This window comes from Microbulbifer mangrovi (assembly GCF_002009015.1).
Classification (GTDB): Bacteria; Pseudomonadota; Gammaproteobacteria; order Pseudomonadales; family Cellvibrionaceae; genus Microbulbifer; species Microbulbifer mangrovi.
In genome coordinates this window covers 1-15,333 of sequence record NZ_LZDE01000305.1, presented here as the reverse complement: position 1 = coordinate 15,333, position 15,333 = coordinate 1, and the positions used below count along the sequence as shown (strand labels likewise).

14 protein-coding genes are annotated in these 15,333 nt (G+C 60.2%); 1 reads left to right on the top strand and 13 read right to left on the bottom strand.

Features of this window, described 5'->3' with window-relative positions:
- Positions 1-11 precede the first annotated feature (11 nt).
- From lipB to B4U49_RS09410, 13 genes are all read right to left on the bottom strand, one after another.
- Positions 12-710: a lipoyl(octanoyl) transferase LipB gene (lipB, locus tag B4U49_RS09470; protein WP_078084355.1), complete on the bottom strand. Its 699-nt coding sequence runs from the start codon at positions 708-710 to the stop codon at positions 12-14.
- On the bottom strand, positions 710-991 hold the full coding sequence (locus B4U49_RS09465) for an HP0495 family protein (RefSeq protein WP_078084354.1): 282 nt from the start codon (positions 989-991) through the stop codon (positions 710-712). The genes lipB and B4U49_RS09465 overlap by 1 nt, the downstream gene beginning before the upstream one ends.
- A 200-nt stretch (positions 992-1,191) precedes the next feature.
- Entirely contained in the window at positions 1,192-2,340 is a 1,149-nt protein-coding gene (locus B4U49_RS09460) for a D-alanyl-D-alanine carboxypeptidase family protein (RefSeq protein WP_078084353.1), read from the bottom strand.
- A gap of 78 nt (positions 2,341-2,418) precedes the next feature.
- The gene (locus B4U49_RS19465; protein ID WP_078084352.1) at positions 2,419-3,333 is read right to left on the bottom strand and encodes a septal ring lytic transglycosylase RlpA family protein; all 915 of its coding nucleotides are present in this window, start codon (positions 3,331-3,333) and stop codon (positions 2,419-2,421) included.
- A 132-nt stretch (positions 3,334-3,465) separates the two neighbouring features.
- Positions 3,466-4,455 (bottom strand): lytic murein transglycosylase B, encoded by a 990-nt coding sequence (mltB, locus tag B4U49_RS09450; protein ID WP_143735605.1) that lies wholly within the window; start codon positions 4,453-4,455, stop codon positions 3,466-3,468.
- A 161-nt stretch (positions 4,456-4,616) separates the two neighbouring features.
- Entirely contained in the window at positions 4,617-5,762 is a 1,146-nt protein-coding gene (gene rodA / locus B4U49_RS09445; protein ID WP_239692544.1) for a rod shape-determining protein RodA, read from the bottom strand.
- Complete coding sequence (gene mrdA / locus B4U49_RS09440) at positions 5,755-7,662, bottom strand: penicillin-binding protein 2 (RefSeq protein WP_078084349.1); 1,908 nt, start codon at positions 7,660-7,662, stop codon at positions 5,755-5,757. The genes rodA and mrdA overlap by 8 nt, the downstream gene beginning before the upstream one ends.
- A 236-nt stretch (positions 7,663-7,898) precedes the next feature.
- Positions 7,899-8,375, bottom strand: a complete 477-nt coding sequence (rlmH, locus tag B4U49_RS09435) for a 23S rRNA (pseudouridine(1915)-N(3))-methyltransferase RlmH (RefSeq protein WP_078084348.1) — start codon at positions 8,373-8,375, stop codon at positions 7,899-7,901.
- 41 nt (positions 8,376-8,416) lie between these two features.
- Entirely contained in the window at positions 8,417-8,779 is a 363-nt protein-coding gene (gene rsfS / locus B4U49_RS09430; protein WP_078084347.1) for a ribosome silencing factor, read from the bottom strand.
- A gap of 29 nt (positions 8,780-8,808) precedes the next feature.
- Positions 8,809-9,450, bottom strand: coding sequence for a nicotinate-nucleotide adenylyltransferase (gene nadD / locus B4U49_RS09425; RefSeq protein ID WP_078084346.1), 642 nt, complete (start codon positions 9,448-9,450; stop codon positions 8,809-8,811).
- Complete coding sequence (locus B4U49_RS09420) at positions 9,447-10,736, bottom strand: glutamate-5-semialdehyde dehydrogenase (protein ID WP_078084345.1); 1,290 nt, start codon at positions 10,734-10,736, stop codon at positions 9,447-9,449. The genes nadD and B4U49_RS09420 overlap by 4 nt, the downstream gene beginning before the upstream one ends.
- A gap of 97 nt (positions 10,737-10,833) precedes the next feature.
- Positions 10,834-13,524 (bottom strand): DUF2339 domain-containing protein, encoded by a 2,691-nt coding sequence (locus B4U49_RS09415; RefSeq protein WP_078084344.1) that lies wholly within the window; start codon positions 13,522-13,524, stop codon positions 10,834-10,836.
- Between the two features lie 24 nt (positions 13,525-13,548).
- Entirely contained in the window at positions 13,549-14,124 is a 576-nt protein-coding gene (locus B4U49_RS09410) for an LON peptidase substrate-binding domain-containing protein (protein ID WP_078084343.1), read from the bottom strand.
- A 182-nt stretch (positions 14,125-14,306) separates the two neighbouring features.
- Between B4U49_RS09410 and ypfJ the strand changes: the two genes are divergently transcribed.
- A complete protein-coding gene (ypfJ, locus tag B4U49_RS09405; RefSeq protein WP_078084342.1) occupies positions 14,307-15,212 on the top strand; it encodes a KPN_02809 family neutral zinc metallopeptidase in 906 nt (301 codons plus the stop codon).
- The last annotated feature ends 121 nt before the right edge of the window (positions 15,213-15,333 follow it).

The window sequence follows — 15,333 nt, the reverse complement described above, 5'->3', positions numbered from 1 at the left end:
GGTACCGCAAATTACTTTTCGTCAATTAGCTGGTCATCAAATAACTGGTCGTCTACCGGCTGCCATGTGGCCTCCGGCAATTGCAGCTTGCGCTGCAGGGCCGAGACAAAGCTTTTTGCAACGGCCTCCCACTCGGGCGTAGGCTGGATAATCTCCGCCATCTGTACCATCTGCATGCCAGCATAGCCACAAGGGTTGATACGCAGGAAGGGCCCGAGATCCATATCGATATTGATGGCAATACCGTGGAAGCTACAGCCCCGGCGCACCCGCAGGCCAATAGAGGCAATCTTGTTGCCGGCGCGCGGCCCTTCGGTCAGATAGACCCCGGGCGCATCGGGGCGCGGCGCGGCGGCGATTCCGAACTCCGCCAACATGGCGACGGTGGCCTCTTCCAGCGCCGTGACCAGCTCACGCACGCCGATCTTGCTGCGGCGCAGGTCGAGCAGCGGGTAGACCACTAGCTGGCCGGGGCCGTGATAGGTCACCTGGCCACCGCGATCCACCTGCACCACGGGAATATCCCCGGTATTGAGCAGATGCTCGGCCTTGCCGGCCTGGCCCTGGGTAAACACGGGGGGATGTTCAACACACCAGATCTGATCCCCGGCGTCGTTGCCGCGGTTATCGGTGTAATGGGCCATGGCGCGCCATACGGTTTCGTAGTCGCGCCGGCCAAGGTTATAGATGACCGGTTCTGGGGCGGCCATCACAGCACCATATACACGCCCGGATGGGCCTTGAGCTCTTCAAACAGCGCCTTCAGCTGGGGCTCGCCGGTGGCGAGAATAAAGAAGGTCACCGAGGTGAATTTGCCGTTACGGCTCGGCTTGTGTTTCAAGCGCTCTTCATCCAAATCCGGCGCATGGCGGCGCATCACTTCCATGACGAATTCGTGTACCTGGTCATCGGTGTCTCGCACCACTTTGACCATGTAGTCTTCACAGGGAAACTCAATTTTTGGAGGCTGCTGCTCTGAATCCTGGGTCATACCACACTCACAGGGCCGCAGGTCAGATAATGGGGGCGCGGGGACAAATCCCAGCGGGAATTGCGGCCGGGCGGCGATTATACAGTGCCGGCAGGAGAGTGGACAGGGAGGAAAGATTGCAGAAGAAACTGCTTTGGAGAGAGAGAATCATAGCCCGGTGGACCACGCCACCGGACTAATCGGGGTATTTTCGGCTCGGATTACTCGAAAAAGCCCATGACAAAGCGTTTGATGGCATCCCAGATACGCTTGAAGAAGCCGGCTTCTTCCACATCTTCCGCCACCACCGCGGGCACGTCGGCAACGGTCTCGCCGTCCAGGGTCACGACAACCTTACCCACCTGCTGCCCCTTGGCCAGCGGCGCCTTGAGTTCACCGTCGATGATCAGGTCAGCCTTGATGCTCTCCTCACCGCCACGGGGGATGGTAACAAACACATCGTTCTGCACAGCAACACCCACGGAATCGGTTTTACCCGCCCACACGCGCTCGGTCTGCAGCACATCGTTGCTGCCATATACCTTGTGGGTCTGGTAGTAACGGAAACCGTAGGCCAGCAGCTTCTGGGTTTCCGCCGCGCGTTTTTCATCGCTGTCGGTACCCACCACAACGGAGATCAGGCGCATGCCGCGTTTTACCGCGGAAGCCACCAGACAGTAACCCGCCTCTTCGGTGTGGCCGGTCTTGATACCGTCTACCGCCGGATCGCGCCACAACAGGCGGTTGCGGTTGGGCTGATTGATACCGTTGAAGCGGAAGTACTTTTCAGAGTACAGGGCATAGTGGCTGGGATGGTCCTGGATCAGTGCACGGGCCAGCTTACCCAGATCGCGGGCGGTAGTCACATGCCCTTCCGCCGGCCAGCCAGTAGCGTTGACGAAATGGGTATCTTCCATGCCCAGCAGTTGCGCCTGCTGGTTCATGACTTCGGCAAAGACTTCTTCACTACCGGAAACATACTCTGCCAGGGCGATACTGGCATCGTTACCGGACTGCACGATAACGCCACGCAGCAGGTCGATCACCGGCACCTTGTCGCCGACCTTAACGAACATCTTGGAGCCGCCCTTGCGCCAGGCCTTCTCCGAAATATTCACCATGTCCTGCTCTTTGATGGCGCCCTTGTCCAGCTCTTCGGAAACGATGTAGCTGGTCATCATCTTGGTCAGGCTGGCGGGCGGAATCTGCTTGTCCGCGTCGTGCTCAACCAGTACCTGGCCGGTATGGGCGTCAATCAGTAAATAGGCGCTAGCTGCGAGCTGTGGCGGCGCAGGTATCAGCGGTTTATCGGCCTGGGCCACACTGGTGCTGACTATCAGGAGCAGACAGGCAAATAAGCGTTTGAACATGGGTATCTCTTTATTCCTTGCGTTCGAAAAGTGTCAAAAACCCGGCGCCGGCCGGGGAATGCGCTGCCGAGCAGCCAATCAGTCAACCACCACCTGGGGTTGGCCGAGATTTTCCTGCTCTACAGATTCCCGCAATGCGGCCAGTGCCCGCTGCTGGGCAATGGGTCCGATACGCACCCGGTAAAGCATTTTTCCGTCACGGTTTATCGGGCTGACGGATACAGGATAGCCGAATGCAGCGGCCAGTTGGCCACGAATCTCTTCAGCCTGGGAGGCAGAGCTGTAGGCACCGACCTGCAAAAATGTATTTTCCGGCAGCTTGAAACTGGCGTCTTGCGGCAGGCCCTTGCGTGCTGCGGCGTCCTTTTCCACGGCCAGGCTTTCAGTGGCGCTGGGCAGGGATTCGGGATCCAGGGCAACCACTTCTACCCGCGCCACACCCTTGTCGATATATCCCAGTTTCTGTGCCGCGGTATAGCTGAGATCAATAATCCGCCCCGGTACAAAGGGACCGCGATCGTTGACGCGAACAATAATACTGCGGCCGTTGTCCAGGTTGGTGACTTTGGCGTAGCTGGGCAAAGGCAGTGTTTTGTGCGCCGCAGAAAGGGCGTACATATTGTAGACCTCTCCGTTGGCCGTTTTACGCCCGTGAAATTTGGTACCGTACCAGGAGGCGTGTCCGCGCTCGTTATAGCCCTTCACTCCCTTCAGCACACGGTACTTGACGCCATTTACCACATAGGGGGATTTGTTGCCGGCAACCCCGATTGGTTCCCGCACCGGGGTAACTTCCGGCGTGGCCAGCATATCGACGGGTACATCCGGACCGCTGTCGCGGACCTGATCGAAGGGCACATCTTCCGGTTCCACCTTGGCTTTGCCCGCATCCTGCAAAGGTACAGTGCTGCAGGCACCGAGCAACACCAGCGCCAAACCGGTTCCGAAACGGGCAAAGCCCGCGGCTTTAGCCGCAATTTTTCTGATTTTCATGCCTTCCCCCCGGAGCAGGTCAAACAGCGCCCGCTACCGCGATTTATCGTAATTGCTATGCGTAAAAAGGCCGGACTCACTGCTCGCGTCCGGCACAGGAAATCTATTTATTCATTTGCCGCGCCCGAAGCTTCAGGAACGGCCACCACGCGCCTTGATAATTTCTTGTCCCAGTTCGTATACCGCCATGGCGTACATACGACTGTGGTTGTAGCGGGTAATGGTGTAGAAATTGTTCAAACCAATCCAGAACTGCTCCCCGTTTTCCGCATCCAGGGAAAATACGTTGGCGGGCATATCCTTGGTGACCTTGGCGGTAGTAGGGAAGCCCTTGGCTTCGAGTTCGCCCACGGTCCACTTGGGCTTCAGGTCGTCGTTAACAATGGTCATGTCCGCATTGGGCAGCGGCTGGGTGATGACGGTGATAGGCTCACCGGCCTTCCAGCCGTGCTCGACAAAATAATTGGCCACACTGCCGATGGCATCTTCGGTGTCGGTCCAGATGTCCACGCGGCCGTCGCCGTTAAAGTCCACCGCGTAGTGCCGGTAGCTCGAGGGCATGAACTGGCCAAAGCCCATGGCGCCGGCGTAGGAGCCTTTCAATGTGGTCGGGTCGATTTTTTCGTCGCGGGTAAGCAGCAGGTAGTTCTCCAGCTCCTTGGTGAAGAACTTGGAACGTCGGGGATAGTTGAATGCCAGCGTGGAGAGCGCATCCAGTACCCGGTAGCTGCCCATATTGCCGCCGTAGCGGGTTTCCACGCCGATGATCGCGACGATCATTTCCGGGGGAACACCGTATTTCTCTTCCGCGGCCTTCAGCGCATCGGCATTCTTGTCCCAGAATTCCACGCCTCCGGCAATGCGGGTGTTGGTGATGAAAATTTTGCGGTACTCGTGCCAGGGCTTGGCTTTCTCCGCCGGACGCTTGATCGCCTTGAGGATCGAATCCTTGCGCTTGGCGTCTTTCATCAGCAGCTGCAGTTCATCGCGGTTGAAGTTGTGCTCGGCCACCATGTAATCCACAAAGGCCTGAGCCTGGGCATTTTCCCCGTGTCCCTGCTCTTGCGCGCAGGCACTGAGAACCAGCCCCAAACCCGCCAACAATCCTGTGGTCCACTTCAAAACAACCGCTCCTGTGTTCATAGAGTACTTCCAACTACTTTTTCAATTATTAAAATCAATCTGCTGCTGTGACTGCAAACGCGCCAAAAAGTGGCACGATACACGGGAAAAAGTGAAGTTGGGCTGAACGGGCTCACATTGAGCCACCAAGTTTCAAGCCACTAAAAAAGTACTCTGCGTCTTTCCGTACTGATCGCCATCAGAATGCCGAAACCGGCCATCAGGGTTATCACCGAGGTGCCACCGTGACTCACCAGCGGCAAGGGCACCCCCACCACCGGCAACAGACCTGTCACCATACCGATATTCACAAACACATATACGAAGAAAGTCAGCGTGATACTGCCCGCCAACAGACGTCCGAAAACATGCTGGGCCATAAAACTAATATAGATGCCCCGGGCAATGATCAACAGGTACAGGGCCAGCAGGATAAGAGCACCGCGCATACCCCACTCTTCGGCCAGTACCGCGATAATGAAATCCGTGTGGCTTTCCGGCAGGAAATCCAACTGCGACTGGGTGCCCTGCATATAGCCCTTGCCAGCCCAGCCACCGGAGCCGATGGCGGCTTTCGACTGGAAGATATTCCAGCCGGCGCCGAGGCGATCCGCATCCGGGTTGAACAGGGTCAGGATGCGCTGCTTCTGGTATTCCCGCAGCCCCCACATCCACATGGGCCACGCGGCCATTGCGCCCATGACCGCGGCACTGCCAATCATTTTCCAACTCAAACCAGACAGGTAGAGCGCAAAAATGCCCGATGCCGCGATCAGGATAGAGGTGCCGAGATCCGGCTGTCGCACAATCAGCGCCGCCGGAATCCCGATGATCACCAGGGTCCCCAGCACTGTGAGGAACGAAGGCGGCAGGCTGCGCTTGTGCAGATAGGCAGCCACCGCAATGGGTACCGCGAGCTTTAACGCTTCCGAGGGCTGGAAACGAAACCCGCCAATCTGCAACCAGCGTTGGGCGCCTTTTGCCCCCACACCGATAAACAACACCGCCACCAACAGGCAACAGCCGGCAAGATAAAACCAGGGCGACCAGCGTCGATAAAATTCCAGCGGGATCTGCGCGGCAATCACCATGCCCACAAACGCGAGCCCCATGAATACCGCCTGCCGCTTGACGTAGTGGATCTCTTCTCCGGATGCGCTGTACAGCACCACCAGGCCGACACCGGCGAGTACCATCAACAGCAACAGCAGGGGCAGGTCGATGTGCCAGCGACGGGAGAAACTCTCCGGGCGTCGCAGGCTGCTGCCGGCATCCGGCAAGCGGTGCATATAGTCGCGACTAGCCACGGATATGCGCCTCCTCGGTAAACATCAGTGGTGGACGCCAATTTTGCAGGCTCGCGGTATCTTCCAGCGGCCGCGACATCCAGTCGGCAAAGACCTCACGCGCCACCGGGGCGGCCACAAGGCCACCGCCCTCACCATTCTCCACCAGCACCGACACTGCAATCTGCGGGTCGTCTACCGGGGCAAAAGCAATAAACAGGGCGTGGTCCCGGTGCCGCTCCTTGAGCGCCTCAGAGTCGTATCTTTCCCCCTGGGCGATTCCCACCACCTGAGCGGTACCGGATTTACCCGCCACCTTGAAATCCAGCCCGGCGCCGGCTCTTTTGCCGGTGCCATGCAGGCTGTAAACCACCGCCTCCATACCTTCAAACACCTGATCCCAGTGTTCCGGGCGCGCATCTACGTGGTGCAGAATCTCCGGTGGCTGCTCCACGCCGTCGACGGCCATCACCATCTGCGGACGGTAATGGGTGCCGCGATTGGCGATGGTGGCGGTCATCACCGCAAGTTGCAGCGGTGTCGCCAACACAAAGCCCTGTCCCAGTACCGCGTTCAGGCTGTCACCGGGGAACCAGGGCACACCGCGAGCGCCGCGTTTCCAGGCGCGCGAGGGAAACAGTCCCGGGTACTCCCGCGGCAGATCAATGCCGGTCTTTTCCCCCAGCCCAAAACGGGTGGCGATATCGTGCATACCATCGATATCCCAACGCGCGGCCATATCCCAGAAGTAAACGTCACAACTCTGGGCGAGCCCCTGGATCAAATCCACATGCTTACCGTGCCCCCAGCGCTTCCAGTCGCGATAAATCCGCTTGTCGTTGGGGAGCTTGTAGTAACCGGGGTCTGCCACCTCGGTTTCGGCGGTGATGATGCCCGCGGCGAGACCACCGAGCCCCATCATCGGCTTCAGGGTCGATCCCGGTGGATATTGCCCCTGCACTACGCGGTTAAACAACGGCACATCCAGGGAATCCCGCAGGGCACTGTAGTCCTTGAAGCTGATGCCGGTAACGAACAGGTTCGGATCAAACGAAGGCTGACTGACAAACGCGAGCACCCCACCGGTTTTGACATCGATGGCCACCACTGCACCACGGTTGTCGCCCAGCGCTTCGGTCGCCACCTGTTGCAAGCGGGTGTCCAGATGCAGGGTCAACTCGGCCCCCGGCTTGGGATCGTGGCGCTCAAGCACCCTCAGTACGCGGCCGCGGGCATTGGTCTCCACATTTTCGTAACCGACTTCGCCGAGCAGCAAATCTTCATAGGAGCGCTCCAGCCCCACCTTGCCGATACTCTGGGTGCCCCGGTAACGGCGCACATCTTCCTCGGTGAAACTGGATAGCTCGCGGTCGTTGATCCGCCCCACATACCCGACACTGTGGGCAAATAACTTGCTCTGCGGGTAGTAGCGGACCAGTTCCGCCTCCACGGATACCCCCGGCAGATGGAATTCATTGACGCTGATACGGGCAATTTCATCCTCGCTCAGGCGGTAGCGCAGGGGGACAGGCTCAAACGGGCGGCGACGCTGCAGGCGGCGCTGGAATTTCTCTACATCGCTATCGTCCAGCTCCACCAGATGCGCGAGCAGCTCAATGGTGGCATCAAGGTCCTTGACCCGCTCGCGCACGATGGAAAGGGTGTAACTGGGACGGTTGTCCGCCAACATCTCGCCATTGCGGTCATAGATCAAACCACGGGTGGGGGGCACCGGGCGCACCTGGATCCGATTCTGGTCGGACTGGGTGCGATAGTCCTCGAAATTGACCACCTGCAGGTTGTAGAAGCGCGCCACCAGTACGCCCAGCAGAACCACGACGCCACAGATCGCCACCAGCATACGGTTGCGAAACAGCCGCTGTTCGGAGTGATGGTCTTTGAAACGCAGGTTTTCAGACATGGTGGTCGAAACGGATTATTCGGTGGCGCGAAAATGACCACGAAGTGTACACAAGTTTGCCGCCCCTGCGGAGCTTTCGATACCCGCGCAGCACCCGGGCCCGCGGAACAGGAGGCTGGCCGCACTCAAAAAAGAATTGAACGCCAACTCCCTCAGACAGGGAATTGGCGGGCAAGTTCAGTCGGGATGGCAGATGATCGATGCCTCGGCAGGAGGCAGCCCCGGGTGGCCCGGTACTATTTATGGTACGGATGCCCCGCCAACAGCGTCCATGCCCGGTACATCTGCTCCGCCAGCAAGACCCGCACCAGCGGATGCGGCAGGGTTAGTGCCGACAGGGACCATTTCTGGTTGGCCCGCGCCACGCAATCCGGGGACAGGCCATCGGGACCGCCGATCAGCAGGCAGACGTTGTCGCCAGACATCTGCCAGCTCGCCAGTTCCCGCGACAGCTGCTCGGTGCTCCAGGACTTGCCTTTCACCTCCAGTGCAACCACGTGTTCCCGCGGGTTGATGGCGGCGAGCATCGCCTCGCCCTCTTTCTGACGCGCCTTTTCCACCAGTGCCGCGGAATTCTTCTGCCCGCGATTGCCCAGGGGCACCTCGACCATCTCCAGCGTCAGCTCCCGCGGCAGGCGCTTGGCGTACTCGTTGTAGCCTTCCTGCACCCACGCGGGCATCTTTCCGCCTGCGGCGATAATTCGGATCTTCATGGACGGGACATCACAAGCCGAAGCCTAAGCACAGTTCGCCCTCAGCTCTCGTGGGGATCGCTGCCGTCGGCGTTATCGCGGGTATTGGGGGTCATCGACCAGAGTTTTTCGAGATCGTAGAAACCGCGGGTCTCGGCCTGCATCACGTGTACCACGACATCGCCGTAGTCCACCAGCACCCACTCGCCCTGCTCCGTTCCTTCGACACCGATGGGACGGATTCCGGCCTTTTTACCGTCATCCACCACATTTTCGGCCAGAGATTTCACCTGACGGCTGGAAGTACCCGTGCAGATAATCAGGGTATCCATCACGTCGCTGAGTTCCGACACATCCAGTGAAACGATGTCTTTACCCTTGAGGTCTTCCAGTGCGTTTACCGCAATTGATTTGATATCAGTCATAACACCTGTATCTGGAGCCTTGGCTCCTATTAGTTTCCGCTCTTGTAGAGCTGATGAGTTTGAATATATTCCAGCACCCGCTGCGGCAGTAAATACTGCGGCGAACGGCCACTTTCGATCAGGCTGCGGATATCCGTAGCGGATATCGGCAGCAGTGTCTGTTCTCTTACCAGTATGCGACCGGCGGCCCGTTGTTGCAGGTCACCCATATTGCCGCGATGGTTCGCCAGCAGCTCAGCCACCGGCCCCTCCGCGGGAATCTGCCAGCCGGGGCGGGTAACCACCACCAGATGCGCCAGTTCAATCAAACGCTCCCAACGGTGCCAACCGGGCAGCCCCAGCAGGGAATCCAGCCCCATGCAAAAGCTGATGGAAACGGCCTCGCCCAGCTCCGCGCGGAGCTCTTCGAGGGTATCCACGGTGTAGGTGGGCCCGGCACGCAGCAGTTCACGCTGGTCGAGTTGCAATTGCGAGCAATCTGCCAGCGCAAGCTCCAGCATGTCACGCCTGGCTTCGGCAGTAACTCCGGGAGCAGCCCGGTGCACCGGCTGATGCGACGGCAGCAGGCGCATTTCCTCAAAACCCAGTACTTCTTTCAGCTCCAACGCCATGCGCAGGTGGCCAAAATGCACCGGGTTAAAGGTACCGCCAAACAGGGCGATGGTTTTCATCCGCGAATGTGTCCGTCCCCGAACACAATCCACTTCTGCGAGGTCAGGCCCTCGAGCCCTACCGGGCCGCGGGCATGGATCTTGTCGGTGCTGATGCCGATTTCCGCACCCAGACCGTACTCGAACCCGTCAGCAAAGCGGGTGGAGGCATTGACCATTACCGAGCTGGAGTCCACCTCGGCCATAAAGCGGCGCGCGCGGGTGTAATCTTCGGTGACGATGGACTCGGTGTGCCCGGAGCTGTAGCGGGCAATGTGATCCATGGCCGCATCCATATCCGCGACCACGCGAATCGCCAGTACCGGCGCCAGGTACTCGGTGGCCCAGTCCTCGTCAGTCGCCGGCAGCGCAGCGGGCAGGATCTCGCGGGTTCTGTCGCAACCGCGCAGCTCTACCCCCTTCTCAGCATAGGCGTCCGCCAGTCGGGGCAGGAACTCCGCTGCCACGGCATCTGCCACCAGCAGGGTTTCCATCGCATTGCACACACCGTAGCGGTGGGTTTTCGCATTGAGTGCGATATTGAATGCCTTTTCCGGATCTGCGCGGTCGTCCAGGTAAACATGGCAGATACCGTCCAGATGCTTGATCACCGGTACCCGCGCCTCACGGCTGATGCGCTCGATCAACCCCTTGCCACCGCGGGGCACAATCACGTCCACATATTCCGGCATGGAGATCAGCGCACCCACCGCAGCACGGTCGGTGGTACCCACCACCTGCACGGCTGTTTCCGGCAGCCCCACCTTGTTCAGACCCGCAGCAATACAAGCAGCAATGGCACCGTTGGAGTGCAGCGCTTCACTGCCACCGCGCAGAATGGTGGCGTTGCCAGATTTCAGGCACAGGCTGGCGGCATCGATGGTCACATTGGGACGGGACTCGTAAATGATCCCCACCACGCCCAGGGGCACACGCATTTTGCCCACCTGGATGCCACTCGGCCGGTACTTGAGGTCCGAGATCTCACCCACCGGATCCGGCAGTTCTGCAATCTGGTTCAGGCCCTCGATCATGCCGTCGATACGTGCTTCGGTCAGCTCCAGGCGGTCCAGTAGTGCGGCATCGAGACCATTGCCCCGGCCGTTCTGCATATCGATTGCGTTGGCCGCCGCCAGCTGCGGTCGCTGGGCGTCCAGCTCGGCGGCAATGGCCTTGAGAGCGTCGTTTTTAGTGCCGGTATCCGCTCGCGCCATCAGGCGGGCAGCAGCGCGCGCGGCGCGGCCCATGGCCTGCATTTTTGCTTCGGTAGAGTCCTGTTCGACCTCGGTGGCACTGACACTATTCACTGCAATCCTCCATGCATTTCACGCAAAATCCGGGGCACCCCCTCAAAATGGCCGCGCAGTATACCGCAACCGGGCCGGGAAAAGCCGACAGTACTGGTTATTCCCTGACAACCCCGTGTTTCCCCCCCAGTTTCTGATGAAGATAGGCGATTCCCAGCAACGCCAGCCCCATTCCCATAAACGACGCCACGCGCAACAGGCCTTCAAGCCCCGACATATCCACCAGGAACAGCTTCACGATCACTAGCGCCAACACCGCCATTCCGCCCTGGTAGCAGCTGCGCCATCCGCGCCAGCTGCCGAACAGGATTCCCGCCACAGCCAGCAACAGCCACACCGCGGAGTAGGTGTAGAGCTCCCCGGTAGGTGTCGCTACATCCAAGCGGATAGTGCCCTGCCACAGATGCCGCACTTCCAGCGATACCCACACAAATCCGGCCACCGCCGCCACTAGGGTCGCGAGACGGCGCACGCCCGACAGATAGAACCGGCTGACAAGCAGGGCGAGCAGCGCCGCGCCGGCGAAGGCCGGCAGCAGCATATTCCACAGCGGCCGCTCGCCGATGGCGTGCCACGCCCACGGCTCACTGGTAGCCACAGAGAACAGGATCGCCAGGTAGTTGACCAACCCGGCCAATACCAGCAGGCGCCCGTAACCGTCGTACCAGCGCGCGAAGCCATCTGCCACCAGGGACTTGCGGTAATAGACCAGCCCCAACCCGGTAAACAGCCACATATTGACTACCGCCTCGGTAAAGCTGAATTCCGCGGCGAATGCATTACCGCCATACAGCCAGTAGCGGCACTCGGCCCACAGTGCGAGCACCAGCAGATGCAGCGCCGCGGCCTCCGCCCAGGCCGCGAGGGGCCTCTGGCTATCCCTCAGGACAAACGTGGCCAACCACGCACACAGGGCGGAGCCACCGTAGGTCCACAGGGACCAGTGGGTATCATCGCTGTAGGTAAGTAGCCAGGGATTCAGCGTGAGGCGGACAACCACCAGCAACAACACCGCTTTCAGCAGCCAGCCGAGCGTCGGGATATCGAAGCGCCGGATCACCCAGGCCAGGGACACCGCCTGCAGTGCCAGCGCCAGTGTCAGGCTCGCCTGCTCCAGCCACAGGCAGACGGCGAGGCTGTAGGCAAAGTGCGCGGCAATAAACAGCCACACCACCATCCCCTTATGCCACTGATGCAGGGCACCGCGACTCCCCAGATACATGAATGCAGCACCAAACACCGCTGTATAAAGACACCACCAGTACACCGGCAGATAATCACCGGCGAGTACATAGCCGAGCAGCAGGGACAGCAGCGGTGCCATCACCGACAACGACGCCCACCAGTATCGTGCCAGTCCCCGGCGATAGTTGAGCAACGCAAAACCGCCGAACAGTGCCACGGTCGCCAGCAAGTAGATCAGAAAGCCGCCCTGCTGTTCCGCGGGTAGCGCCGACAGGGCAACGGGTGATCCACCCCACTGATCAAGCTGCGCCCCCAGCCAGGCGAACAATTGTCCGAGCATCAGTGCCCAGGGCACCAGCGCAAGGCTGGCGCGCTGGCGGGCGGCAACCAGCACCACCAATGCCAGTGGACTCCACGCCCAGATCGCCTCCGGCTGAAACCCCTCGCGCAAGATCGACAGACACTGGGCGGCGGCCAGGACCAGCAGACTGGGCAGGATCAGGTCAGAGACTTTGCCCGCGGGCTTCTCCCCGGTCTCCTCCGCGTTTTTCCACAGCAACCAGTTCCCGGGCACCACCGCGAGCAGCGCGTAGGCCAACACCGCCAGGTAAACCCCCCGCCAGCCGTCAGCCTGGTGTCCAAACAGGGAAATCAGCCACCAGCCCAGGGCCCCAGCCAGCATCCCCAGCCACAGCCAGCTACGGAACACATAGCGGAGCAGGAACAGTACCGACACCGAGATAATCAGGGCATAGATCATGGCCCCCAGAACATTGCCACCGCCGGTGGATACCAGTACCGGCACCGAATAAGCGCCGAGCATACCGATCGCCGCCAGTACCGGCCCGTGCAGCCGGGCCAGCCACATGGTGATCATCGCCACCACCGCGAGCAGTCCAAATGCCAGTCCGGGTTCCATAAAATGGTAGAGGTGCAGCGCGGACAACACCGCCGCAAACGCGGTAATGGCACCACCCCCGGCAAGGGCGGCGAATACCGGGTGGCTGCCACCGGTCCGGCGCCGCAGTACTTCGGAAGCAATGTACAAGACAGCGGCGGTAATCAGCCCCATGGCCACACGTACCCGCGGCCCCAGCAATCCCTGCTCGATCCCGTAGCGGGCGAGAAAGATTCCCGACAGGGCGACACAGGTGCCGCCCAGCCACACCATCCAGTTTTGCTGAATGCGGTTCCACAACTGTGCCCGCGCCGCGGCCACTTCCGGGCTGACACCCCGGGCTCGAGGCTTCGGTGAGTGCGCGGCGCGGGCCCGCTGCACGTGAGTAGAAGCGTACTTGGCGGCTAACGGGGGAGAGGATGGCTGTGCGGTCTGGCTTTCTGAACCAGGTGCCGTATCAGGCACGCCAGTAGAATTGAAGACGGGTGGGGCAGGCACATCGGGAACGTCGGCTGCAGCCGCCTTGCTGGCAGGCTCCCGCATGGCGTTAGCAGGCGGCGTGTTGCGCAGTTCTTCCAACGTCGCACGCAGGCGACGCACCTCACCACGCAGGCTTTTGACTTCGGCAAACGCAAATATCCCCATGAAGGCGCCGACCACCACGGTGATGATCAACAGCACTCCGAGCAACACAAAGTTATCCATAACTCTCCACAACGCGATTTATTGTTATTGCTTTGCCCAGCGATCGAGGTTCGCGGCAATACTGGCCAGCCGTTCCAGCGGGTCGTGACTGGCCAGCAACTCTACCCGCGCGGCATCATCCAGCGGTAACAGCTGCGCCAGCTGCCAGGACAGCGCCTCGGCACTTTCCACCGGCGCGAATTTGAGCGCCAGGGTTGCCGCGTGCTGCTTCAATTCGTTCAGTACTGCCAGCAGGCCGTCACAGCTTTCCGGTACAGGGTGAGACTCCTCGTCCGGCAGCCATTCCACATCGGCCATCAGCAACCCGTCCTCCTCGGCAAAGGTTTCCAGTACCCGGAAACGGGACTCTCCGGCCACATCGATATGCAGCAGCCCTTCTTCTCCCTGACTCCAGTCGACAATGCGCACATAGAGCCCCAGCGGCCACACTTCCGCCGGCCCCACCTCGCGGCCATTGCGGATCAATGCGACGCCGAAACCGGTGTCGGTCTTCAGGGATTCGGTGACCAGCCGCAGGTAGCGCTGCTCGAAGATTCGCAGCGGCAGCGTCACCCCGGGAAACAGGGCCATATTGAGCGGGAACAGGGGGATCAACGACAAAATTTGGGCTCGCTTGCTGCTCTAGACGATTCTGGGCGGCGCGGGACGCCAACCAGCGGGAGGAAACAAAGATACCACTGGTATTCCAGCCACAAGGATAATCTCCCGCACATAAAACAAAAAATTGCGCCAGCTGTTCTATGCTCAAAGCAATACGCGGATGCGAATCGAGAGGTACTCCCATGCGCTGGCGTCAGGGTCGCAGAAGTTCGAATGTAGAAGATCGTCGTGGAGAAAGATCTCCCGGCGGCGGTGGCGGCATGGGGGGACTTGGCAATCTGCTGGCCCTGGCTCCCCTGCTATTGCGCAGTAAAAAAGGCTGGCTGATTCTGCTGGCCCTTGGGGCGCTTTACTACTTTGGTGGCAACCTGTTCAGTGGTATGCAAAGCACCGAATCGCCCAGTCTTGGACCGGACTCCCAGACGGCCCCGGGCGTGGCGCCGGATGACGAGGTGGCGCAGTTTGTGTCGGTGGTACTGGCGGATACAGAGGATACCTGGGGAAAACTTTTCCAGCAGGCAGGCTCCCAGTATCTGACACCGAAGCTGGTGCTCTATACCGATGCGGTGCGCTCGGCCTGTGGCCTGAGTTCAGCGGCGGTGGGCCCCTTCTACTGCCCTGGGGACCAGAAGGTATATCTGGACCTGAGCTTTATGAACGAGCTGAAAAAACTCGGCGCTCCTGGCGATTTTGCATTTGCCTATGTGATTGCCCACGAGGTCGGGCACCATGTGCAGAACCTGATGGGAACATCGGAGAAAGTGCAGCAGGCGCGGATGCGCGCCGACAAGGTGACGGCGAACAGACTCTCGGTGATGCTGGAATTACAGGCGGACTGCTTTGCGGGCGTGTGGGCTTTTTACGCGCACCGCGACCGCAATATGCTAGAGCCCGGCGATATTGAGGAGGGGCTGCGCGCAGCCGCGGCAGTGGGCGACGACCACCTGCAACGCCGCGCCGGCCGCGCCGTATCCCCGGATGCTTTCACCCACGGCAGCGCCGAACAGCGCGCCTACTGGTTCAAGCAGGGTTTCACCAGCGGCGACGTCAACAAGTGCAATACGTTTGCGGCCCTGTCTGGACAGTAACCTGATGCTAACCACCAAGTATGTTTAGAGCTCGTTTAGGAAACTCTGAAACTAGCTCAGTGGCGGTGCCACTACCGGGAACACTTTCGCGAGACACACCGTGAACCCATCCCTGGGGGCT